Below are 22,474 nucleotides of genomic sequence, written 5' to 3'. Positions count from 1 at the left end.
TGTCAACTCGAAGCCTGATCGGCGAGGTCGTTCGCCGCGACGTACCCGAAGGTCATCGCCGGCCCGATCGTCGACCCCGCGCCCGCGTAACTGTTGCCCATCACCGCCGCGCTCGCGTTCCCGGCGGCGTACAGCCCGGGGATGACCGAACCGTCCGCCCGCAGGACCCGCGCCCGCGCGTTGGTGCGCATGCCACCCTTCGTGCCGAGGTCGCCCGGCACGATCTTGAACGCGTAGAAGGGCGGTTCCCAGAGCGGGGCGAGGCACGAGTTCGGCAAGACATATGGATCGGTGTAGTAGTGGTCGTAAGCGCTGTCACCCCGACGAAAGTCACTGTCCACACCGGACAGCGCCTGCCCGTTGAACCGGTTGACGGTGGCGCGCAGCGCCTGCGACGGCACACCGATCGCGGTGCCGAGGGACTCCACGGTCCACGCCTTCTTGACCGCGCCCGCCGAGTACCACTCGTCGGGAAGCGGCAGCAGCGGCGCGACGTCGCGGAAGAGATACCGGTTGCGGTAGTGCTGATCGACGATCAACCACGCGGGAATGGTGGGTGACGTCGGGTTCCGGTCGTACATCGTGTGCACGACGTCGCTGTACGGCGCCGCTTCGTTGACGAACCGCTTGCCCGCCGCGTCCACCATCAGCCCGCCGGGCAAGGTCCGTTCGGCGAGACAGAAGTAGGGTTCGCCGGGTAGCGGGATCGCCGGCCCCCACCAAGCGTCGTCCATCAGGTCCAGTGCCGCCCCGGCGCGCTTTCCGGCCAGGATCCCGTCGCCGGTGTTCGACCGCGCGCCGACAGTCCATTGTGTACCAATCGGCTGGCGCTGATACTCGGCCCGCATGGCGGCGTTGTGCTCGAACCCGCCGGAGCCGACGATGACACCTCGCCGCGCCTTCACCACGCCCGCCGCGACGGTCACGCCGGTGACCTTCCCGTTCTCGAGGACGAGATCGGTCAGCGGCGTGTTCAGCCAGACCGGGACACCGGCGCGCTGCAACCCGGCCCGCAGTCCCGCGGCCAGCGATTGCCCCATGGTGAGCGGTTTCTGCCCGGCGAGCGCGGCGGCCGTGCCGCGGGCGAGGCAGGCGGCCGCCACCGCGGCGCCCTTCGGGTTGACCGCGGCCAGCGCGAGCCATTTGTAGTCCGCGCTGAAGACGACCATCCCCGCGGGTGTGGCGAGATAGGGCGGGTTCAGGTTGGCCAGTTCGGCGCCGAGGATGTTCCCGTCCAGCTGGTCAGGTTCGATCGAGCGGCCGTCCGGCATCCCGCCGGGCAGTTCCGGATAGTAGTCGCTGTAGCCCTCCATCCACCGGAACCGGAGCGGACTGTTGGCCATCACGAAGGACAGCATCGCCGGGCCGTTGGCGAGGAACGCTTCCTGCCGCGAGGCGGGGATCGACGGACCGACCACGGCGGACAGATACCGTGCGGCCTGCTCCGGGGTGTCGCGGACGCCGGCCTGTGCCAGTACCGGGTTGCACGGGATCCAGATCCCCGCTCCCGACCGGGCGGCCGAACCGCCGAATTTCGCCGCCTTCTCCAGCACCACGCAGCTGAGTCCCCGCTTGGCCGCCGTCAACGCGGCGGTCATCCCCGCAGCACCCGCGCCGACCACGACGACGTCGTACTCGCCGACCACCGCCGAGCCCGCCGATGCCGTCCCCGCCAACGGCAATCCCGAAGCGAGCGCGAGCCCGGTGCCACGCAGGACCTGACGACGGGACAGGCGGAGATCGAGACCCATGAATCCTCCTCGCGTGGGGGATCGAGCGAGGTCATGTTCTCCAGCCGGCGGGAAAAGTGAAACAAGTTCTACCCGCTTGGAGCAGGCGGCGACCGCCGCGCTCGGCCGGTCACCTCAACCGGCGCGGGCATTCAGCCCAGCGCCCGGACCAGGTCCAGCGCGCGCCCCAGGGTGGCGAGCCGGTCGGCGACCGTCTCGCCCGCCGGATACAGCCGGACCGTGTCGACGCCGGCGTCCCGCCAGACCCGCAGGCGTCGCGCCACCATCGGTTCGGTGCCGATCAGGGTCGTGCCGAGCACCATCTCGTCGGTCACCAGCGCGGCCGCGCCTTCCCGGTCACCCGCCTGCCAGCGCTCCCGCACCGCCGCGGCGGCCTCGGCCCAGCCTTGCCTGCTGTAGGCGTTGTTGTAGAAGTTCGTCTTCGCCGAGCCCATGCCGCCGAGACTGAACGCGAGTTCGGCCTTACGGCTCGCGACCATTCCGCGCAGCTCGTCCTCGTCCCTGGCGAACGCGACTTCGGCGCCTTGGCAGACTTCGAGGTCCGCCCGCGTTCGGCCCGCTTTGGCGAGACCGGCGTCGAGATGCGAGAAGTAGGCCTGTGCCCCTTCCGGCACGAAACTGGTCCCCAGCCAGCCGTCCGCGATCTCCCCGGTCAGCTCCAGCAGCTTCGGCGAAAGCGTGGCCAGATGGATCGGGATGTCCGGATTCGGCGCCGTCGACAGCCGCATCGGCCTGCTCTCGCCCGGCAGCGGGATGTCGAACTCCTTGCCGGAGAACGCGATCTTCTCCCCGGCGAACGCCTGGCGGATGATCGCGACCGTTTCCCGCATCCGGGTCAGCGGCCGGGCGAACGGAACGCCGTGGAGCCCCTCGATCACCTGCGGCCCCGAAGCGCCGAGCCCGAGCACGAACCTTCCCTCGGAAAGCTCCGAAAGCGTCAGCGCGGCCTGCGCGATCGCCACCGGGGTCCGGGTGCCGAGCTGGATGATGCCCGAGCCGAGCCGGATCCGCTCCGTCCGCGCCGCGAGGTAGCCGAGCACGGACGGCGCGTCCGATCCCCACGCCTCGGCGACCCAGCAGTCGTCGAGACCGAGCTTTTCCGCCTCCAGCACGAAATCCAGCGTCTCCCGCGGACCACGGGAAGCCTCGACCGTGGTCGCCGTCCGCATCACGCGCCGCCCGCCTCGGCTCGCTCCTTGATCGCGGCGAGGGTCCCGGTCATCGCCTTCTCGAACTCGCGCATCCGGACGAAGACGATCTTCTCCTCTTTGTCCGGCATCTGGTCGATGGCCAGGGAGAGACCCGACCGGCCCGGCCCCAGCTGCATCCATTGCCGGAGTTTCGTCCCGCCGTTCTCGGGTTCCAGCGTGAAGCGCCACAGCGCCGTGGGCGTCTCGGCGTCGTGCACGGCCCAGGTGAACACGCGTGGCTCGTCGCATTCGACGACGTGCGACGTGGTCTCCCATTCCCCGAGCGCGTCGTGCTTGCTGCGGCCGACGAACCGCCTGCCGACCGCGGCCGTGCCTTCCGCGCCGTCACACCATTCGGCGGCCTGGAGCTCCTGGCTCATCTCCGGCATCAGGCGTACGTCGGAGACGATCGACCAGACCCGTTCCGGGACGGCGTCGACCCACGCCTCGACCTCGACCGTCGGCTTGTCGGCGTACTTGGCGCCCGTCCACTCCATCGTGGCCCGCCTTCCATGCTCGTGACCTCGATAGTTGCGTAGATGGACTTACGTTGTCAAACCTCCTGCGCGGCGAAGCGGCGCACCACGTCGGGTCGATCCGCGAGCTTCGGCGGGTACCCGGGCCCGAGCCGGGCCCGGGTGTTCTCCCCGGTCAACGGCCCGGCGCAGTGCGCGCAGACGACCTCCGCGTGCGTGTCCTGCCCGCAGGTCTCGTGATGCAGGACGACGGGCGGCCCGGCCTCCCCGGAGAGCCAGCGGTCGCCCCAGCGCGACATCGCGGCGAGCACACCGTAGAAATCCGTGCCCTTCTCGGTCAGGACGTAGTCGTAACGAACCGGGTCGGCCTGGTAGGCGCGCTTTTCCAGCAATCCCTCCCCGACCAGGCGGCGCAGCCGGTCGGCCAGGGTGTTCCGCGCGATGCCGAGCTCCTGCTGGAACTCGTCGAACCTGCGGATCCCGTAGAACGCCTCGCGCAGGACCAGCGGCGTCCACCAGTCACCGAGCAGGTCCATGGTGCGCGCGATCGAACACGGCCATTGCGCGAACGAAGTCCGTTTCATACCCGCGAGCCTACGCCCGGTGAAATTGATCCGGTCATTCCTCCACCTATTCCCCGGCGCTCAGGCACTGGCTCGAAATGTTGCTATCCGGTCAAGAATATCTCGCGCATTAATATCGCCGACTCGCTTCCGCACGCTTTCCGACAGGGGCTTCAAACGATCTCGCGTCCGCGCGGAACGGATCCCGTCCGCGATCTCCATCGCGGCGAGACCGACCTCCGCGGCCCGGTCCATGTCACCCTCCAGCGCGTGGTCGACGGCGAGCCAGATCATCGTCAGCGACCGGCTGCGCATCATGTCCGGGCCGTAGCCCTCGATGGCCTCGGTGAGCGCGGGAATCGCCTTCCGGCAATGGCGGACGTCGACGAGCCTGGCGAGTTCGGTGCGCACCGTGCCGATCATCGCGGCCAGGTCGTTGGCCGTGAAGAAGGCCGACCACGAGGGCACGGCGTCGCCGACGGAGTCCGCGAATTGTTCCGGGGCAAGGGAAAGCTTGTCCAGCGCCTGGCGGACGTCACCGAGCAGCGCGTAGGCCCACGCCTCGTTCGCCGACAGGATCGCCTGCGACAGCGGCCGTCCCCCGCGGCGCGCCGCGACCTGCCCCTGCCGGAATTGCTCGAGCGCCTCCGCCGGCGTGCGGTGATGCAGATACATCCGGCCGAGCCGGTAACGGATGTTGGCGAGGAGATCGTCGGCGCCTGCCTCCGTCGCGAGTTCGAGCGCACGGCGGAAGTGCCACTCGGCGCGCACGGGGCGGCCGGAGTCGAATTCCGTCCAGCCCCTGAGGTTGTGCAGATCGGCGACCACGCCCGCCAGCCGCCTGGCCAGCGGCTCGGACATCATCCCGCGCCGCAGCGCGGCGCCGTATGGCTCCAGCACGCGCAGCAGTTCCCGGCAGGATCCGCCGCCTTCCCGGTAGTCGCGTGCCCGAAGTGCTCCGATGACACCTTCGAGCCGGTCGATGTCGGCCTGCCCGACCCGCATCGGGAGCCGCTCAATCACGGCGACGCTCCCGCACACGGGGCACCGCCGGCGCGGTCGCCACACCCGGCGAAGGCGGCGCGGACGTCGGGATCACCCGGCGGCGCGGCCCGTGAACCGTGTGCCGCTGCCCGGCGTCCTGCCTGGGAATGGCGACGGTGATGCGTACGCCCATTACCGCTCCTTTCCCTATCCTCAACGACCGTGCTCGCCGGGGTCCAGGACGGAGCCACGTCGATCTCCTGGAATACGCGAACGACGCACAATGATGTTAACCAGGAGGAATAGCGATTCACTCCGCCGAACGGTTGGCTATTCTCATTCACCGGAATATGCACGTGCGAAGTCTCTTTCTTTTGCACGGCTGATCGCCTTTCCGGCCGCTCACCGCACGTGCCCGCCGGGAACCGTCCGTGAGCACGTGAGACGCAGCTCTCAGCCGAACGTGTGAACCTTGTCAACTCGGGTCACGAAAAGGCTTCACATTGCGTTATCAATAGCTGAAGATCAACAGCAACCGAACGTAAGGGGCTGAAGCGTTGGACAAGGAAAGCGACCTCATCCGGGGGACGATCGTCTTCGGCCTGCGCACTTTCGGTGCGGACCCGCTCCCCGTCCAGGCCGATCTCGAATACGACCCCGAAGACCCGTACGCCGTCGTGGTGGCCTACCACTCGGGTGGCGGGACGGTCCGCTGGATGTTCGGCCGTGATCTCCTCGCGGACGGACTGCTCACTCCATCGGGTGAGGGCGACGTGATCATCAGCCCGGCCGATGACACCTCGATCGTGATTTTCGCGCTCAGCGCGCCCGACGGTTGCGCGGTGCTCGAAGCCCCGGCGCAGGAGCTGGCCGAATTCCTCGACCGCACCTACGACGTGGTCCCCGCCGGATCCGAGCCGGAATGGTTCGACTTCGAGCAGGAGATCGGCAAGCTCGTCACCGAGTCCTGACGGCCGGTGGCGGCACCGCTCGCGCGGTGCCGCCCGCCAGACATCGGGTCAGGCGAGTTCGCGCAACCCCGGGACGACCTGCTCGGAGAACGACCGCAGGAACCGCTCCTGGTCGTGGCCGGGACCGTGGAAGACGAGGTGGTTGAAGCCCGCCTCGACGTACGGCTTGATCTGCTCGACGGCGTCGGCCGGGTCGGAGGTCACGATCCAGCGGCGGGCGACCTGCTCGATCGGCAACGCGTCCGCGGCCTTCTCCATTTCGGCCGGGTCCTCGATACCCGCCTTCTGCTCCGGCGTCAGCGAGAGCGGCGCCCAGAACCGGGTGTTCTCCAGCGCCTGCGCCGGATCCGGGTCGTAGGACAGCTTGATCTCGATCATCTTGTCGATGTCGCCGGTGCTGCGGCCCACCTGCTCCGCGCCTTCCGCGACCGCGGGCAGCAGCTTCTCGGTGTAGAGCTCCATCCCCTTGCCGCTGGTGCAGATGAAACCGTCACCCTGCTTGCCGACGTACTTCGCCATGACCGGGCCGCCGGCCGCGATGTAGATCGGCACCCCGCCTTCGGGCCGGTCGTACACGGTGGCGTCGGTGGTCTGGAAGTACTCGCCCTCGAACGTGACGCGCTCTTCGGACCACAGTTTGCGCATCAGGTCGATCGCCTCGCGCAGCCGCGCGAACCGCTCCTTGAACGCGGGCCACTCGATACGGGCGACCGCGACCTCGTTGAGGGCCTCACCGCTGCCGACGCCGAGCAGCACACGGCCCGGGTACAGGCTGCCGAGCGTGCCGAACGCCTGCGCGACGACGGCCGGGTTGTAGCGGAAGGTCGCGGTCAGCACGCTGGTGCCGAGGACCACCCGTTCGGTGCGCTCGCCGACCGCCGCCATCCACGCGAAGGAGAACGGCGCGTGCCCGCCCTGATGCCGCCAGGGCTGGAAATGGTCGCTGACCATCACGCTGTCCAGCCCCACCTGCTCGGCGAGCACGGAGTACTCGACGAGGTCGCGCGGGCCGAACTGCTCGGCCGACGCCTTGTAACCGATCTTCAGTGCCATCCGGGGTCACCACCTGGACTCTTGGGTTGTTCCGCTCTTCACCTTGGCACAGAGTCGATCAGCCGCGCCCATGCCTCGGCTGGGTGAAGAGTGTCGGGAACACCACTGTGACACCGGGAATGCGTGGAAAGACCCCCGTACCCGCCCTCACCCTCCGGGACCGGCACGTGGTGATGAACAGTGCCGTTTGCGCCGTCACCTGTGCGCCTTGCTGGGCGGAGTTGTGATCGGGGGTCGCTGCGTTGGTCCGGTTGATCCGCTGGATCAGCGATTCCAGTTCGTCCAGCGTGGTTTCGGCTTCGACGAGCAGGGCGGAAGTATCGCCAAGATCGACGACCGCCGCACCCCGTTCTCAGCCTGCCAAGGAATGTCGCCGATAGGACGAGTCGGGCTCGGTGTATTCGATGCCGTTCTCGTCGAGCGCGTTGAACACGGTGAACCGGCCGCGCGGGAAGACGAAGCCGACCGCGACCATGCCGTTCGCCATGTCCCGCGTCGCGCAGTCGAGCAGCTCGACGTCTTGGAGCACTTGACCCTCCAAAGCGGACAGTTCCGGGAAGACGTCCCGCCGCCACCGCAGCGGGCTGGGCTCGGCCGGATCGCCCCAGTCCCATGAGGACTTCCCGACCGGGTCGATCGTGTTCCAGGTCAGGGAAAGCTCGTCGAACTTCCAGTGCGTGATCTCCAGCCGTTCGTCGCCGAAGTCGACCACGACGGGCGCGTCGGAGAGCCACTCGACGTACTCGACGAACCAGGTGAGGTGGACATGCCACAGTCGCTTGCCCACCAGCGCACGCAAACGATCCCCGTGTGCCCTCCGGATCGACTGGAGTCCGGAGAGCCACACGGGTTCGTAACCCTCGATGTCGAAGAACGCCACCGAGTGAGTATGCCGTCAGTCGTAGGAGAGGGCTTCCACCAGTTCACCGCTGTCCGGGTTGGGCAGGGCCTTGGCCACGTCCGCCTGCGCCACGATGCCGACGAGCTTGTGCCCGTCGATCACCGGCAGGCGCCGGACCTTGTGGTTCGCCATGGTGCGCATGATCTCCTCGGCGTCGTCGTCGGCGCCGATCGTCACCGCCTCGCCCTGCGCCAGTTCCGAAGCGTGCAGCGCCCTCGGGTCCTTGCCTTCGGCCAGGACCTTCACCACGATGTCGCGGTCGGTCAGCATGCCCTTGAGCTTGCCGTCCTCGCCGCAGATCGGTACCGCGCCCACCGATTCGGCGGCCATCTTCTTGGCCGCGTCGAGGACGGTTTCGGAGGCGGACACGCAGGTCACGTTCGCGGTCATGATGTCTCGTGCCGTGGTCATCCCATCGCTCCTTCCTTCAGGATCATCCAGCGGATACCCGGGATCCCCGGGCCGACACCTCAAGCCGCCGACGGCTCCAGAAGGATCTTGACGGCGCCGTCCTGCTTCTTCTGGAAGATCTCGTAGGCGTGGGGCGCGTCCTTCAGCGGCATCTTGTGCGTCGCGAAGCCCTCGACGCCGAGCGGATCGGCGGAATCGGTGATCAGCGGCATGATGTCGTCGATCCAGCGCCGGACGTTGGCCTGCCCCATCCGCAGGGTGATCTGCTTGTCGAACAGGTCCATCATCGGCAGCGGGTCGACCATGCCGCCGTAGACGCCGCTCAGCGAGATCGTCCCGCCGCGGCGGACGCAGTCGATGGCCGCGTACAGCACGCTGAGCCGGTCGACCGCGGCCTTCTCGGTGATCTTCGCTCCGATCGGATCGGGCAACAGGGCGACCAGGTTCTGCGCCATTCGCCCGATCGGGGCACCGTGCGCCTCCATCCCGACCGCGTCGATCACCGAGTCCGCTCCCCTGCCGCCGGTCGTCTCGCGGATGAGGTCGCCGAGGTCCTTGTGTTCACGCGTGTCGTAGGTGACGACGCCGGCCGCGGCGGCCTTCGCGAGCCGTTCCGGCACCAGGTCGATGCCGATCACCTTCCCCGCACCCCGGTGTTTCGCGATCCGGCAGCAGAACTGCCCGATCGGGCCCAGCCCGAAGACCACGACCGTGCCACCCTCGGGGATGTTCGCGTAGTCGACGGCCTGCCAAGCCGTGGGCACGACGTCGGAGAGGTACACGAAACGCTCGTCCGGCGGGCCGTCCGGCACCTTGATCGGGCCGTACTGGGCCTGCGGGACCCGCAGGTATTCGGCCTGGCCGCCCGGAACCTGCCCGTAGAGCTTGGTGTAGCCGAGCAGGGCCGCACCCTTTCCCCGATCGGTGACCTGCGTGGTCTCGCATTGCGACTGCAGGCCGCGATCGCACATGAAGCAGTGGCCGCAGGAGATGTTGAACGGGACGACGACACGATCACCGGGTTTCAGGTTCGTCACCCCGGAACCGACCTCTTCGACGACGCCCATGGGTTCGTGCCCGAGGATGTCGCCCTCGTCGATGAAAGCGCCGAGGACCTCGTAAAGGTGCAGGTCGGACCCGCAGATTCCGGTCGAGGTGATCCGCACGACGGCGTCGGTCGGTTCGAGCAATTTCGGATCCGGGACGGTTTCGACCCGGACATCACGTTTGCCGTGCCAGGTGACGGCCTTCATGGTGCTCCCTTCGGCGAGTGGCTGTGCTCCCCGCCGGGTGCCCGCCCGCGCATCCGGCAAACCTCGCCGTTCCGTGCCACCGTTGATCCATGCGAACCCGGATGCTCGCCGTCGCCGTCGACTGCCGTGAGGCCGAAGCACTGGCCGCGTTCTGGAAGGAAGCACTCGGCTACCCCGAGACCGAGCGGTGGACCGACGGTCATGGCGTGACCTATGTCGAGTTGAAGAGCCCCGACGTGCCGAGCCTGCTCTTCCAGCCGGTCCCCGAGGGGAAGTCGGGGAAGAACCGGCTGCACCTCGACCTCGCGCCCACCGAACTCGAGCAGCGTGAAGAGGTCGCCCGGCTCGTGTCACTCGGCGCCAGGATCATCGAAGACCCCGAGTCGGACGACTGGGTCGTCATGGCCGACCCGGAAGACAACGAATTCTGCGTGCTGCCGCGGCGCTGAACCTCTTCAGCCGCTTAGGGATTCCGGCTGCGGTTCGGTTCTCCGGCCCTGTCCGTGAAGGCCCCCTTTCCTCGGCTCAGCCGTGGGAAGGAGTCCTTCACACCTTCCCAAGTACATGAAGGCCCCCTTCCTTGCGTCTAGCGCAAGGAAGGGGGCCTTCATGTACTTGCGGCCTCAGGCGGCTTCAGGCTCGGTCGTCCGGACCGGCCTTTCCGAGTGCAGCCCCAGCATCTCCAGCAGCATCCGGCAGTCCGTCGCGTCGCGGGCGTTCGCGACCACCGCTTCGGTCGCCTTGCGCAACACCGCCGCCCGCACGGCCGTCGCCCCACCGTCGACCAATTCCTCCACCGGACGCAATTCCTCGAACGGGTTCCCCATGACCCACCTCCGTCGTCCCTTTCGTTGATACCGGATTCCGGCCGGGAAAGCCCCCGCTTTCTTGCGGTCCGGCGGCGCCCCGGCCGGTTTCTCCCTAGACTGGCGCCATTCGGACGAGCGGACGGAGCGGGAACTGACCACCGAGTTGCGCGGGGAGATCGTGACCCTGACCCCGGTCACCGAGGCCCACGTCCCGGACCTGCGGCGCATCCGCGGCACGGCCGAGGTCGGGGCGCGCTGGGGTTCGGTCGACGACTCCCCCACCTGGCCGTTCGACGACCCCACGACGGCCTGTTTCACGGTCCTCGAAGGGAGCGTCGTCCGGGGCTTCGTCCAGTACGGCGAAGAGGAAGACCCGATGTACCGGCACGCGTCGGTCGATCTCTTCCTCGATCCGGCGGCGCACGGCCGGGGCCTGGGCACGGACACCGTCCGCACGATGGCGCGGTATCTCCTGCACGATCGCGGGCACCATCGGCTGGTGATCGATCCCGCCGTGGACAACGACGCCGCGATCCGCTGTTACAAGGCCGTCGGTTTCCGTGAGGTCGGCGTGATGCGCGGCTACGAACGCGACACCGACGGCGAGGGCTGGCACGACGGATTGCTGATGGACTTGCTCGCCGAAGACCTCACGTAGCGCGTCAGCGCGACTCCGAGCAGCACCACGGCCATCCCGGCGAGCACCCGCGGGCCGAGGTCCTCGCCGAGCACGATCGCGCCCAGCGCGACCGAGACCACCGGCAGCAGATAGCCGACGGCCGCCGCGGAGGTCGCGCCTTCGTCGGCGATGAGCCGGTAGTTGAGATAAAAGGTGACGCCGGTGCCGAAGATCCCGAGGACGACGACGGCGAGCACCGCGGTCACGTTCAGCGGCCCGGCCGGTGCGGCGTCGAAGGGCAGCGCGAGCGCGCTGAGCCCGGTGGCGGTCAGCAACTGCGCGGCGGAGATCGCGATCGGACCGCCTTCGCCGACGAGTTTCCTTCCCATGTAAGCGAAAGCGACCGCATAGCTGAGGCCGGCGCCGAGCAGGGCCAGTGTCCCCCAGCCCAGCAGACCGCCCTTCTGCCAGGGCGCGAAGATCAGCAGGATGCCGGCGAAACCGAGGATCAGCCCGCCCACGCGGACCACCGTCAGCCGTCGTTCGGTGCCGATCCCGATGCCGATCAGCAACGACCACAGCGGGGTCGTCGCGTTCATCACCCCCGCGACGCCGGAATCGACGGTCAGTTCACCGATGCTGAACAACGCGAACGGCAAGGCGTTGCAGAAGAAGGCGGCGACGAGGAGCCTGCCCCAGATCCGGCGGCCGCGCGGGAGTCGTTGCCCGGCCCAGCGGCTCAGCACGAGGAGGACGGCCGCGCCGAGGGCACAGCGGATGACGGTCACCTGAACGGGCGGCAGCCCGGTCAGCGCGAGCTTGATCCACAGGAACCCTGACCCCCACAACAGGGCGAGAACGCCCATCCGGACCAGGGTTCCCGGTGCGCCGATGCTCACTTCGTTCCTTTCGCCGGGCCGCTCGATACCTCTCCCAAGCTGCCTCGGGCGACTCGTCAGGACAAGTGAAAAGATCTACACCGACGTTAAGCGGTCCTACATGTTCCGAAAGGGTCCCGGTCGTGGCCGCCGGAAGCGACGGCCACGACCGGTTTCCGAGGAGATCAGCACTCGCCCGGTGTTCGCAAGGCGGAACGGGGCCTGCTCACATTTCGCGGTCGCGCATGATCCACCTCCCTTTCGACCGGCGCACCGGTGGGGAACGGGCGCGTTCTCGCACAGTTTGGGGGCAGACTTCGCACCCGCGCACACCCGGTGGCCGTGTTGTGACCCAGGCAATGGGAAGGTTGTGGCACGATCTGCCGCGAAGCGGGGAGAAAGGTGCTTCTGGTGACCGAGAATTCCGGTTCGGCCAGATCCGGGGATACCGGGAAAGCACGCGCGGAACCGAGGCCGGTTTCGACGGCCGCGTCGACGTTCGGCCGCGCCCTGCGGCAACGGCGGCAGGCCTGTGGGCTGGCGTTGCGCGAGCTTCAGAAACTCGCCTATGTCGACAAAAGTCTGATCAGCCGCGTCGAACGCGGGCTCACCCCGCCGAGCGCGGAATTCGCCGAAGCCTGCGATCGCGCGCTGGGCGCGGGCGGGACCCTGATCGTGCTCGCCGAGGCCGCCCGAGCCGAACCGTATGTGCATCTTCCCCCGCCGCCTGATCATTTCGTCGGCCGCGAAGAACATTTGGCGCTGCTGGACGAAAAAGTGTTCACCGAAACGGCGAAAGTGGTCTTCGTCGCCGGTCCGCCCGGGGTCGGGAAGACCGCGCTCGTGCTGAATTGGGCGAACCGGCGCCAGGAAGAGTTCGATTGCGTCCTCTGGTCGGATCTGCGCGGCTACGCGGCGGGATCGCCCGCACAACCCGCCGACATCCTCGACGACCTCCTGCGCTGCGTCGGCGTCCGCCCCGACCGGGTCCCCGCCGAGGAGCACATGCGGCTCGCGCTCCTGCGCGGCCTGTTGCGCGGCCAGCGCACCCTCGTCGTTCTGGACAACGCCCTCGACTCGCCTCAGGTGCGGCCGGTGCTGCCCGGCACCCCGGACACCACCGTGCTGATCACCAGCAGGCGGCGGCTGTCCGGGCTGGTCGTCGGCAACGGCGCGGTCCAGGTTTCCTTGGAGCCACTGCGAGAACTCGAAGCGACGCGGCTCATGGCCGACCTCATCGGCGACGAACGCGCGGCGGGCGATCCCGAAGGCGTCGGCAGGCTCGTCCGGCTGTGCGCGGCGCTGCCGCTCGCGGTGAACATCGCCGCCGAACGGGTCGCCACCCATCCCCATCAGAGCGTCGGCGACCTCGCGCGCGAACTCGTCGCCGAGGGGCGGCGGCTGGAACTGCTCGCGGTCGACGACGACACCGTCGGGGTCCGGGCCGCCTTCAGCTGGTCGTACCACGCGCTGGAGGCCGACACCGCCCGGATGTTCCGGCTGCTCGGTCTCCATCCCGGCCCGCGCTTCACCGCGGAGGCGGCGGCCGCGCTCGCCGGGCTGCCCGGGCACGACGCGCGACGCCTGCTCGACCGGCTCGTGCAGGCGCATCTCGTCCAGCAGGTCGGCGCGCAGTACTACCGGTTCCACGACCTGATCCGCGTCTACGCCGCCGAAGAAGCCAACGCCGAGCGCCTGGAAGACGAGCGGCAGGCAGCGGTTTCCCGGCTGACCCACTGGTATCTGTACGCGGCCAACGCCGCGAGCTGGACACTGACCCCGGCCCGCGACCACCACATCGATCTGGGTCCCGCGCCCGACGGGGTCGAACCGCTCCGGTTCGCCACGTTCGACGAGGCCTACATCTGGTGCGCGTCGGAGATGCCGAGCATCACCGGCGTCGCCCGGCTGGCACTCGACCACGGGCTGTACGAGGTCGGCTGGCGGCTGCCGGTGGAGTTGTTCGACTACCACCTGCTCGGCAGGCCGTGGCAGACCTGGATCTCCAGTCACGAAGTGGCGATCGAGTCCGCGAAGGCGGGCGGTGATCTCGGCGGGCTGGCGTGGTCGGCGATCAACCTCGCCGAGGCGCACCGGCGGCGCGGCGACCTCGGCCGCGCGCGCGATCTGTTCGGCCAGGCCGTCGAGATCTCCGAGGAGATCGGCGAGAACCCGAGCCTCGGCTGGGCGCTGGTCGGGCTCGGCAACATCGCGCACGAACGCGAGGACTACGCCGAAGCCGTCCGGCTCGCCGAGCAGAGCGTGGAGGTGAACGCGCGGATCGGGTACCAGCTCGGCGAAGCGACCGCGCGCGTCCATCTCGGCCGCGCCTACCGCGACCTCGGCGAACGGGACCTGGCCCTCGATCACGGTCTGCGTGCCTTCGACGCCTACGCGAAGGACGCCGACCAGCACGGAATGGGCTTCGCGCTGGTGCCGCTCGCCAGGACCTGCCGCCGGTTCGGCGATCTGGACCAGGCTCTCGGCTACTGCGAGCAGGCGCTGACCGCCTACCGCAACTGCGGCGACGTCTGGGGGCAGGCCGACGCGCTCGACGAACGCGGCTGCGCGCTGGCCGCCCAGGGGCACACCGACGAGGCCATGGCCGTCTGGCGTGACGCGCTCCAGCTCGTCATGGACCTCGACGATCGGAAGGCGAACGTGCTGCGGGGCCGCCTCGAAGGCGCCGTCTAGAGCTTCACCGGCAGGTTGTGCAGGCCGCGCGTGATCGCGCTCGGCCACCACACGAGCCGGTCCTCCGGCACGGTCAGCGTCATCGACGGCGCGCGGTCGAACAACGTCTCCAGTGCCGCGGACGCCTGCATCCGCGCGAGCGCGGCGCCGATGCAGATATGCGGTCCGACACCGAAGGCCACGTGCCGCACCGGCCGCTCGCCAGGGCGGAAGGCCAGCGGTTCGGGGTGCACCTCCGGATCGCGATTGGCCGCCAGCAACGACAACAGGATCGGATCGCCCGCCTCCATCCGCTGCCCGGCGAGTTCCATCGGTTCGGTGACGAACCGCCAGCTGGTGTTCTGTAGCGGGGTGTCGCGGCGTAGCACCTCTTCGATGACGAGCGTCAGATGCGAGCCGTCGGCGCGGGCGCGGGCCGCCTCTTCCGGATGCGTGATGAGGGTCAGCGCGGTGGACGCGATGAGACTGATCGTCGTCTCGTGCCCGGCGATCAGGGAGAGGAACGCCGTCGCGGCGACCTCGTCGTCGGTCAGCTTCCCGGCGGCCTCCTGAGCGAGCAGATCGCTGATCAGGTCCGCCCCCGGTTCGGCGCGTTTGCGGGCGACGACGTCGGCGAGCAGCGCGTCGAGATCGTCGGTCGCCTTGAGCATCGACGCCATGTCCGTGACATCGCCGGCGGCGACCACCAGCGCGGGCGGGCGGACCTCGTCGAGCAGGCTGTCCGGGATGCCGATCAGTTCACAGATCGACCGGATTCCCAGCGGGTAGGCGAAATCCTCGACGAGATCGCCTTCGCCCCGGTCCAGGATCGGGTCGAGCAGCTCGTTCGCGAGCTGATGCGTGCGGTCGCGCATATGCTGCAGCCGCCGCGGGCCGAACGCGCCGGCACAGGCCTTGCGCAGCCGCGCGTGTTCCTCGCCTTCGACGTTGTTCATATGCCCGATGAGCGTCGGCCGGTGGTCGGCGGGCAGCCCGAGGTTGGCCTTGCGCCAGTGCTCCGCGGCGACGGACGGGCATTTGGACAGCCGGGGGTCGGCCATCGCGGAAACGACGTCCGCGTGCCGGGTCAGCAACCAGGTCCAGGTGTCGCCGGGGAGTGGGAGCCGGAACGCCGGCGCGTTGCTCCGAAGCCATTCGTAGGCGGGCGAGGGATCCCTGTCGAAGTCCGGACCGAACATCGCGGGGACCGCGGCGGCATCGTATGCGGCGTCAGGCATACGAGCCACCATGCCAGCCGCCGGCCGAATCGCGTCCGGCGAACGCGGGTATCGGGCTGTCTCACGCGATCGTCAACGCGGTCCCCCTGTCACCCCCTTGTGGTGACCCAGCAAGATCGAAGCGGGTGCGGTGCGTAACGGGTTGGAGGTGACCCTCGTCAGCGAGTTCGGCAAGCACGACCGTGACGCGGTCTCGGCGCGGCCGCGCGGTTCGCTCCGGGGTTTCGCCGACACCGTCGGCCTCGCCTCCGCCCGCGTCTGGCGGCTGCGTGGCCGCGCCTGGAACACCCTGCGGCATCCGGCGGGGTGGGAGCTGTGGCGCCTGCCGCCCGCGGCGGTCTTCTGGATGCTCGGCACCGAGATCGCGGTCGCGTTCTGGGCCTTGAAATCGCAAGTCAGTGCGTCCCTCACGACGACGGATCTCGTCCGCTTCGGCGTGATCGCGGGCTGCACGATCTGGTATCTCGTCCAGACACAGCATCCGGAGGAGCAGCGCCGGGCCGACGACCGGCGCGGCGAGCACATCGACCAGACCGCCGTCTGGCTGGGCGGCGCGGCCGTCCTGCTGCCGCCCACGTTGTCGCTCACGCTGCTGCTGATGGTGCGCGTGCAGCGCTACTCCATCGCACACAAGGCGATGACGACCTTCCTCTTCACCACCGCCGCGCACGCCGCCTCCATCCTCGGCGTGCACACGATCACCCGGCTGACGTCACTGCACGGCTGGCTCGAATCGGGCACGCTCCCCCAGCGGCCCGGCGACATCGCGGTCGCCGCCGTCGCGCTGCTGGGCGCCGCGCTCTGGTATTTCGCGTCGCAGACGCTGCTGATCAGCATCGCGCGCGGCCTGGCGTGGGGCGGCTGGCGGCGGCAGAAGCTGATCGGCAGCTGGGCCGACAACGCGGACTTCGTCTACGCGCTGCAGCTCGCCGCGTGCACGACGATCCTCGGCGCGGTCAACATCGCACTGGTGCCGCTGGTGATGATCGGGGTCGCGCTCCGCTCGACCCGGCTCTCGCAGGCGCTGGCGGACACGATCGCGCGCAGCCAGCGCGACCGGAAGACCGGGCTGCTGACCGAAGACTCCTTCCACGCGCCCGCCGCGCTCCGGCTGCTCGAAGACCAGACCGGGCGGCGGCCGACGGCGTTCCTGATGCTGGATCTCGACCACTTCAAGCAGTGGAACGACAAGTACGGGCATTCCGGCGGTGACATCGTGCTCGGCTGCGTCAGTGCCGTGCTGCGGCAGAACACCCGCTCCACGGACGTCGTCGGGCGGTGGGGCGGCGAGGAGTTCTCGGTGCTGCTGCCGGACACCACCCGCGAGGAGGCGATGCGGATCGCCGAACGGATCCGGGCGGCCGTCGCGAAGACCGCGATCACCGGCCTGACCGAACTCGCCAGCGGGCACGCCACCAACGAACCCCGCGCGGTGGGGCCGATCCACGGCTGCACCGTGTCGATCGGCGTCGGGCTGTCGCCGGAGCACTCGACGGACTACGGCGAGCTCTTCCGCGCCGCGGACGCGGCCATGTACCAAGCGAAACGGAGCGGGCGGAACCGCGTGGTCGTGGCACCCTCCGCGGTTCCGCCTTCACCCCGGGCCCCGACGTCACCCCTGAGCCGGGCGGGCGACTCGCGCCGCGATTGACGCGTTTAGTCCTCTGAATGCGTTTCGCCGAGCGTCAGCGGCGGGTCACGAGGCGGGTCTCGAGCAGATCGTCGACCACCCGGGTCTCCACGCCGGTCCGCCGTTCGAACGCGGACCCGCTCAGCGGCCACAGCGCGACCAGCACGACCCCCACCGCGGACAGGGCGGCCAGCACCAGCGCGGCGACGAACTGGGCGGCGCCGTCGGTCGCCGTGCTCAGCACCGCGAAGCCGATCAGGACGATGCCGGTCGGCAGGACGGCGGCCAGCGCCACCAGGAAGGCGGGCGTGCGGCGCAGGTCGCGGCGCCGGGTGGTCAGCCAGGCGGCGAGCAGGCAGGCGAACGACGCCCCGAGCAGGCAGGCACCCGCCGCGTCGCTGAGCCGGTGCCAGCCGAGCGCGATGGTCGACGACGCGACCCAGGCGACGGCGATGCCGCCGATCCCGATGATCGCCGGACGGAACCGTTGGGGCAGAACGAAGGCGAGTGCCATCAGGATGGCCATGGCGGCACTGACGTGACCACTGGGGAAGCTGTTGTGTCCCGGTCCGCGGCCGCCGTCGGGCAGTTCGGGCCGGACGAGGACGTAGAGCTTGAGCAGTTGCGCGGCGACGAGCGGGAGCACGAGGACGCTCAGCGCGGGGACGAGGAGACCGGGTTTGCGCCGGAGCAGGGCCAGGACGACGAGCCCGATCCCGGCGGCGCCGATCACCAGCACCATGTCCTGGTCGCGCAGCGGTCCCGCCCAGTCCATTGTGGACCACTGACCGGACTGCGCGCTCCGGACGACGCCGTTCTCCGCGAGCTGCCCGGCCGACGTGTGCACGAACAGCACGTAGGTCACGACGAACGCGGCGGCCAGTCCCAGTCCGGTGGCGAGCTGGAACACGGCCCTGGACAGGGTCCGCCTGGTCTCGGCGTGCCGTCCCGGCAGCGGACGGCGGGCGGGGGTCGGCTTCGCTTCGTGGATGAGTAGGGCCATGGGTCCCACTGTCCCCACGCCGTTTCGCCGTGAGGTCCGGACAATGTCATGGTTCTGCTACAAGATCGAGCCGAGTCGCACACGCGCGGAGACATCCGAATAATGGCGGCGTGGCAAGTGTCCTTGTGATCGAAGACGACGCGTCCGTGCGGGAGGGGCTGGAACTCGCGCTGCGACGGCAGGCGCACACCGTGTACACGGCCGAGAGCGGTGAGCTCGGGCTGGAGAAACTGCGGGTGTTCCAGCCCGACATCGTCGTACTGGACCTGATGCTCCCCGGCATCGACGGCTTCGAGACCTGCCGCCGCATCCGCTCGGCGGGCGAGGTGCCGATCATCATGCTCACCGCCCGCAGCGACGACTTCGACATCGTGGCCGGGCTGGAGGCGGGTGCCGACGACTACGTCACCAAACCGATCGAGCCCCGCGTGCTCGACGCCCGGATCCGGGCGGTGCTGCGGCGGGCGGTGAGCGAGAAGCCCGCGAGCGACGCAGCCGCCGGGGAACGACACGGCGGCCTGGTCATCGACCGGGCCGGGCTGGTGGTCACGAAGAACGGCGAGCCGGTCTCGCTGACGCCGACCGAACTGAAGCTGCTACTGGAGCTGTCGCGCACGCCCGGCCAGGTCTACAGCCGCCAGCAGATCCTCTCCGCCGTCTGGGATCACGACTACCTCGGCGACTCCCGGCTGGTCGACGCCTGTGTCCAGCGGCTGCGCGCGAAGATCGAAGACGTCCCCGCGAAACCCGAACACGTCCAGACCGTCCGCGGCTTCGGGTACCGGTTCGGCCGTTCATGAGGTGGCTCTCCGGGCTGCGGCCGCGGCTCATCCTGGCGTTCGCGGCGATGACGATCATCGGGGCGGCGGCCGCGGCGGGGGCCAGTTACGTCTCGGCCCGGAACGCGATCCTCGAGGCGGTGCAGGACGCGGCGATGAACCAGCTGAAGGACCGGGTCGCCGCCTACGGCCGCCCGCTGTCCACGCCGCCGACCCAGGAGCAGCTCAACGATTTCGCCGGCAGCCTGCGGTTGAACGCCGTCGCGGTCTACCGCGACCTGCGATCGGCCAACGGCCCGGATCTCGCCACGTTCTCCCCCGAGTTGCGCCAGACCGTCGCGAACGACTTCCGCATCCAGTTCCAGCGCGTCGACCGCGGAAGCATTCCGGAACTGCTGGTCGGGCTGCCGGTGCTGGCCAGGCAGTCCGACGGGGCGATGAGGAACAGCGGCGTCGAGGTGTACTCACTCACCTCGCTCGTGCAACAGCAACAGGCCATCGACGAACTCGCGAAATCCGCCTGGCAGACGGCCGCGCTGGTCCTCCCGCTGGCCGCGGCGCTCGCCCTGCTCGCGGCGAGGCAGGTGCTCCGGCCGGTCCGGGCGCTCAACACCGCCGCCGCCCAGCTCGGCGAAGGCAGGCTCGACGTCCGGCTGCCCGCCAAGGGTTCCGACGAGCTGGCCGAACTGGTCACGACCTTCAACAACACCGCCGCCGAACTGGAGCGCACGGTCGGTGAGCTGAGAGCCATGGAGGCCGACGCCCGCCGGTTCGTGGCCGACGTCTCGCACGAACTCCGCACCCCGCTCGCGGCGATGAACGCGGTCACCGACGTGCTCGACGAGGACGCGGAGGCGCTGCCGCCGGACACCGCCGTCGCGGCACGGCTGGTCTCCGGCGAGACCCGGAGGCTGACGCGGCTGGTGCAGGACCTGGTCGAGATCTCCCGGTTCGACGCCGGCCGCGCCGAACTCGTGCTCGACGAATGGGATCTCGCGACGGCGATCCGGGACAGTCTCGACGCCCGAGGCTGGCGCGACGGCGAAGACCTGGTCACCGACCTGCCGGAGGGCGTTCTCGCCCGCGTGGACCGGCGGCGGCTCGACCTGATCGTGGCCAACCTCGTCGGCAACGCCTTCCGGCACGGCGCGGCCCCGGTCCAGGTCCGGCTGCGCGCCGACGGCGACGGCGTCACCCTGGCGGTCGAGGACCGCGGGCCCGGGATCGATCCGCAGGTCCTGCCGCACGTCTTCGACCGGTTCACCAAGGCCGACACCGCCCGCGCCCGGTCCGAGGGCAGCGGGCTGGGCCTGGCGATCGCGCTGGAGAACGCCCGCCTGCACGGCGGCGACATCACCGCGGCCGACACCGGGCACGGTGCCCGGTTCGTGCTGCGCCTGCCGCACCTGCCCGAAGGAGGGGCGCGATGAGGAAGCCTCGCGTACTGCTCGCCTTCGCGGCCGCGGCCCTCGTGGCCGCCTGCGGTGTCCAGCCGACCGGAGTCGTCCCGGCCGGGCCGGGGCCGTCGATCCGCGCCACCACGGGGACGAACGTCCTCGGCGGACTGACGCTGTACTTCGTCTCCGACGGCCGGGTCATCCCGGTGACCCGGCCCACCGAAGGGTTCATCTCCCCCGAGGGCGCGGTCACGCTGCTGCTGCAGGGGCCGACGGAACGGGAAGCCGCGCAGGGACTCACCACGTTCGTCCCGCCGGAGCTGGGCAAGCTCCGGGTCTACCCGGGCGACCCATCGAGTCTCGCGCTGCCGTACTCGATGCGCAAATTGTCCGATCAGGCCATCAATCAGCTGGTCTGCACCGTGATCGCGGCCTCCGCGGCCACCGGCCGGGCGCCACAGTCCAAGGGCGTGAACGTGATCTCGCCGAACGAGGACGTGTACTTCCAATCCTGCCAGCCGAACTGAATTCGTCACTCACCGTGCTCACATAAAAGCACTTCTCGTATCTGTACGGGCGTGAGCCTCTTTTGGTTCAACGATCAAGGTAACTGTGGGCGAACACACTCGGGCGTGACATTGCCGTGTCCTTTTCGTAATGTTGCCCGGAGCTCGCGGCCCCCGACGCGAGTTCCCGTCCCCGAAGTGGTGAGTGATCAGAGAAATGGCCGGCAGACATCGCAAGATCAAGGCTCCGCAGTGGAAGCTCCCCGCGGGTATCGCGGCAGCGGTCGCCACGGCGCTCCCGGCGTCGATGTGGCTGACCTCCGCGGGTTCCCCTGACGTCGAAGCGGCCAGCGCCGCGCTCGCGCTGAAGGCTCCCCCGGTCTCCAGCGTGACTCCCCCGCCGTCGACCAGCAGCACCCCGCCCTCCAGCAGCACGACCACCCCGCCGCCGTCGACCTCCTCGGCTCCCCCGAAGCCGACGACGTCGACCAAGGCCCCCGCCCCGGTGAAGAAGACCGTGCCCGCCGCGACGGCGTGCTCGACCAGCCTCGCCGGCACCAAGCCGCACGTGGCCCAGGTCGGCAATCACGTGAAGGCGAAGTTCGGCGTGAAGAACGTCGGCGGTGTCGCCGGCCGGGCGAACGCCAGCGACCACCCCTCCGGCCTCGCGCTGGACTTCATGGTGGACACCGCCACCGGCAACGCGATCGCCGAGTACCTCCTGGCCAACCAGAAGGACTTCGGTATCACGTACGTCATCTGGCGCCAGCGCTACAACGACGGCAGCGGCTGGGACACCATGGAGGACCGCGGCGGCGCGACCGCCAACCACATGGACCACGTCCACGTCTCCTTCGCCAAGAGCGCGAAGGTGAACGTCAGCTGCTGACGACTTCGTTCAACGACGCCGAGCGGACCGCTCGCCTGGCTGGATCACGGGTCGGCCCACGACCTCTTCCACGCCTTTGACGGCGAGCCGGTCCGCTCGCTCGTTCTCCGGATGCCCCGCGTGGCCTTTGACCCAATGCCACTCGACCTCGTGCCGTGAAGCGGCTTCGTCGAGACGGCGCCACAGATCGGCGTTCTTGACCGGTGTCTTCGCCGACGTCATCCAGCCGTTGTTCTTCCAGTTGCGCACCCAGCTGGTGATGCCGTTCCGGACGTAGGTGCTGTCGGTGTAGATGTCCACCGTGACCCGGCGCTTCAGGCTTTCCAGCGCCTCGATCGGCGCGGTCAGCTCCATCCGGTTGTTCGTGGTCGGCCCGGCATCCCCGCCGTAGATCTCCTTCTCGACGGTGCCGTACCGCAGTACCGCGCCCCAGCCGCCGGGACCGGGATTCCCGCTGCACGCGCCATCGGTGTAGATCTCGACTTCCGCCACCGGAACAC

At 69.3% G+C, this 22,474-nt stretch carries 25 protein-coding genes; 9 read left to right on the top strand and 16 right to left on the bottom strand.

The window, feature by feature from the left end; all coding sequences use genetic code 11:
• Positions 1-2 precede the first annotated feature (2 nt).
• The 6 genes from kstD to ED92_RS42815 form a co-directional block, all read right to left on the bottom strand.
• On the bottom strand, positions 3-1,751 hold the full coding sequence (kstD, locus tag ED92_RS30445; protein WP_037344255.1) for a 3-oxosteroid 1-dehydrogenase: 1,749 nt from the start codon (positions 1,749-1,751) through the stop codon (positions 3-5).
• Between the two features lie 131 nt (positions 1,752-1,882).
• Positions 1,883-2,920, bottom strand: a complete 1,038-nt coding sequence (locus ED92_RS30440; protein ID WP_037344253.1) for an LLM class flavin-dependent oxidoreductase — start codon at positions 2,918-2,920, stop codon at positions 1,883-1,885.
• Positions 2,920-3,438, bottom strand: coding sequence for an SRPBCC family protein (locus ED92_RS30435; protein ID WP_037344252.1), 519 nt, complete (start codon positions 3,436-3,438; stop codon positions 2,920-2,922). The genes ED92_RS30440 and ED92_RS30435 overlap by 1 nt, the downstream gene beginning before the upstream one ends.
• Positions 3,439-3,494: 56 nt before the next feature.
• A complete protein-coding gene (locus ED92_RS30430; RefSeq protein ID WP_037344250.1) occupies positions 3,495-4,001 on the bottom strand; it encodes a helix-turn-helix domain-containing protein in 507 nt (168 codons plus the stop codon).
• Positions 4,002-4,061: 60 nt separating this feature from the next.
• Positions 4,062-4,985 carry an XRE family transcriptional regulator gene (locus ED92_RS30425; protein ID WP_052120933.1) on the bottom strand — a complete coding sequence of 308 codons (924 nt, stop codon included), beginning with the start codon at positions 4,983-4,985 and terminating at the stop codon, positions 4,062-4,064.
• Between the two features lie 10 nt (positions 4,986-4,995).
• Positions 4,996-5,157: a hypothetical protein gene (locus ED92_RS42815; protein ID WP_161791125.1), complete on the bottom strand. Its 162-nt coding sequence runs from the start codon at positions 5,155-5,157 to the stop codon at positions 4,996-4,998.
• A gap of 364 nt (positions 5,158-5,521) precedes the next feature.
• Here ED92_RS42815 and ED92_RS30420 point away from each other — a divergent pair, with 364 nt between their 5' ends.
• Positions 5,522-5,935: an SsgA family sporulation/cell division regulator gene (locus ED92_RS30420; RefSeq protein WP_037344248.1), complete on the top strand. Its 414-nt coding sequence runs from the start codon at positions 5,522-5,524 to the stop codon at positions 5,933-5,935.
• Between the two features lie 48 nt (positions 5,936-5,983).
• Here the strand turns inward: ED92_RS30420 and fgd are convergent, their stop codons facing one another.
• Genes fgd through ED92_RS30400 form a run of 5 tightly spaced genes read right to left on the bottom strand, consistent with a single transcriptional unit; the run spans position 5,984 to position 9,553 of the window.
• Complete coding sequence (fgd, locus tag ED92_RS30415) at positions 5,984-6,988, bottom strand: glucose-6-phosphate dehydrogenase (coenzyme-F420) (RefSeq protein WP_037344247.1); 1,005 nt, start codon at positions 6,986-6,988, stop codon at positions 5,984-5,986.
• A 58-nt stretch (positions 6,989-7,046) separates the two neighbouring features.
• Positions 7,047-7,298: a hypothetical protein gene (locus ED92_RS43845; protein ID WP_369797440.1), complete on the bottom strand. Its 252-nt coding sequence runs from the start codon at positions 7,296-7,298 to the stop codon at positions 7,047-7,049.
• Positions 7,299-7,340: 42 nt separating this feature from the next.
• Positions 7,341-7,868 (bottom strand): hypothetical protein, encoded by a 528-nt coding sequence (locus ED92_RS30410; protein WP_037344246.1) that lies wholly within the window; start codon positions 7,866-7,868, stop codon positions 7,341-7,343.
• Between the two features lie 15 nt (positions 7,869-7,883).
• Positions 7,884-8,300 (bottom strand): CBS domain-containing protein, encoded by a 417-nt coding sequence (locus ED92_RS30405; RefSeq protein WP_037344245.1) that lies wholly within the window; start codon positions 8,298-8,300, stop codon positions 7,884-7,886.
• 59 nt (positions 8,301-8,359) lie between these two features.
• Positions 8,360-9,553, bottom strand: a complete 1,194-nt coding sequence (locus tag ED92_RS30400) for a zinc-dependent alcohol dehydrogenase (protein WP_037344244.1) — start codon at positions 9,551-9,553, stop codon at positions 8,360-8,362.
• Positions 9,554-9,642: 89 nt separating this feature from the next.
• Here ED92_RS30400 and ED92_RS30395 point away from each other — a divergent pair, with 89 nt between their 5' ends.
• The gene (locus ED92_RS30395) at positions 9,643-10,002 is read left to right on the top strand and encodes a VOC family protein (RefSeq protein ID WP_037344243.1); all 360 of its coding nucleotides are present in this window, start codon (positions 9,643-9,645) and stop codon (positions 10,000-10,002) included.
• A gap of 174 nt (positions 10,003-10,176) precedes the next feature.
• On the opposite strand, the gene ED92_RS30390 is transcribed toward ED92_RS30395, so the two are convergent.
• Positions 10,177-10,380: a hypothetical protein gene (locus ED92_RS30390; protein ID WP_037344241.1), complete on the bottom strand. Its 204-nt coding sequence runs from the start codon at positions 10,378-10,380 to the stop codon at positions 10,177-10,179.
• Between the two features lie 133 nt (positions 10,381-10,513).
• Here ED92_RS30390 and ED92_RS30385 point away from each other — a divergent pair, with 133 nt between their 5' ends.
• Positions 10,514-11,020, top strand: a complete 507-nt coding sequence (locus tag ED92_RS30385) for a GNAT family N-acetyltransferase (protein WP_369797439.1) — start codon at positions 10,514-10,516, stop codon at positions 11,018-11,020.
• Here ED92_RS30385 and ED92_RS30380 read toward each other — a convergent pair.
• Complete coding sequence (locus ED92_RS30380; protein ID WP_037344239.1) at positions 10,945-11,880, bottom strand: DMT family transporter; 936 nt, start codon at positions 11,878-11,880, stop codon at positions 10,945-10,947. The genes ED92_RS30385 and ED92_RS30380 overlap by 76 nt on opposite strands.
• A 390-nt stretch (positions 11,881-12,270) precedes the next feature.
• Between ED92_RS30380 and ED92_RS30375 the strand changes: the two genes are divergently transcribed.
• On the top strand, positions 12,271-14,553 hold the full coding sequence (locus ED92_RS30375; RefSeq protein WP_235213395.1) for a tetratricopeptide repeat protein: 2,283 nt from the start codon (positions 12,271-12,273) through the stop codon (positions 14,551-14,553).
• Here ED92_RS30375 and ED92_RS30370 read toward each other — a convergent pair.
• Positions 14,550-15,770: a cytochrome P450 gene (locus ED92_RS30370; RefSeq protein WP_037344235.1), complete on the bottom strand. Its 1,221-nt coding sequence runs from the start codon at positions 15,768-15,770 to the stop codon at positions 14,550-14,552. The two genes, ED92_RS30375 and ED92_RS30370, sit on opposite strands and share 4 nt — an antisense overlap.
• Positions 15,771-15,900: 130 nt before the next feature.
• On the opposite strand from ED92_RS30370, the gene ED92_RS30365 reads away from it, so the two are divergent.
• Positions 15,901-17,421 carry a GGDEF domain-containing protein gene (locus tag ED92_RS30365; protein WP_235213394.1) on the top strand — a complete coding sequence of 507 codons (1,521 nt, stop codon included), beginning with the start codon at positions 15,901-15,903 and terminating at the stop codon, positions 17,419-17,421.
• 34 nt (positions 17,422-17,455) lie between these two features.
• Here ED92_RS30365 and ED92_RS30360 read toward each other — a convergent pair whose 3' ends face one another.
• A complete protein-coding gene (locus ED92_RS30360; RefSeq protein ID WP_037344232.1) occupies positions 17,456-18,403 on the bottom strand; it encodes a phosphatase PAP2 family protein in 948 nt (315 codons plus the stop codon).
• Positions 18,404-18,513: 110 nt separating this feature from the next.
• Between ED92_RS30360 and ED92_RS30355 the strand changes: the two genes are divergently transcribed.
• The 4 genes from ED92_RS30355 to ED92_RS30340 all read left to right on the top strand — a co-directional run bounded on the left by ED92_RS30355 (position 18,514) and on the right by ED92_RS30340 (position 21,974).
• The gene (locus tag ED92_RS30355; RefSeq protein WP_037344230.1) at positions 18,514-19,203 is read left to right on the top strand and encodes a response regulator transcription factor; all 690 of its coding nucleotides are present in this window, start codon (positions 18,514-18,516) and stop codon (positions 19,201-19,203) included.
• Complete coding sequence (locus ED92_RS30350; protein WP_037344228.1) at positions 19,200-20,612, top strand: HAMP domain-containing sensor histidine kinase; 1,413 nt, start codon at positions 19,200-19,202, stop codon at positions 20,610-20,612. Before ED92_RS30355 ends, ED92_RS30350 begins: the two co-directional genes overlap by 4 nt.
• A complete protein-coding gene (locus ED92_RS30345) occupies positions 20,609-21,106 on the top strand; it encodes a hypothetical protein (protein ID WP_037344226.1) in 498 nt (165 codons plus the stop codon). Before ED92_RS30350 ends, ED92_RS30345 begins: the two co-directional genes overlap by 4 nt.
• Positions 21,107-21,302: 196 nt before the next feature.
• Complete coding sequence (locus ED92_RS30340; RefSeq protein ID WP_037344225.1) at positions 21,303-21,974, top strand: hypothetical protein; 672 nt, start codon at positions 21,303-21,305, stop codon at positions 21,972-21,974.
• A 9-nt stretch (positions 21,975-21,983) separates the two neighbouring features.
• On the opposite strand, the gene rnhA is transcribed toward ED92_RS30340, so the two are convergent.
• A complete protein-coding gene (gene rnhA, locus ED92_RS30335) occupies positions 21,984-22,466 on the bottom strand; it encodes a ribonuclease HI (protein WP_037344223.1) in 483 nt (160 codons plus the stop codon).
• Positions 22,467-22,474 lie beyond the last annotated feature (8 nt).

Origin of the sequence: Amycolatopsis sp. MJM2582 (assembly GCF_000754115.1) — a bacterium.
GTDB lineage: Bacteria > Actinomycetota > Actinomycetes > Mycobacteriales > Pseudonocardiaceae > Amycolatopsis > Amycolatopsis japonica.
This window is presented reverse-complemented; position numbering and strand designations above follow the sequence as displayed.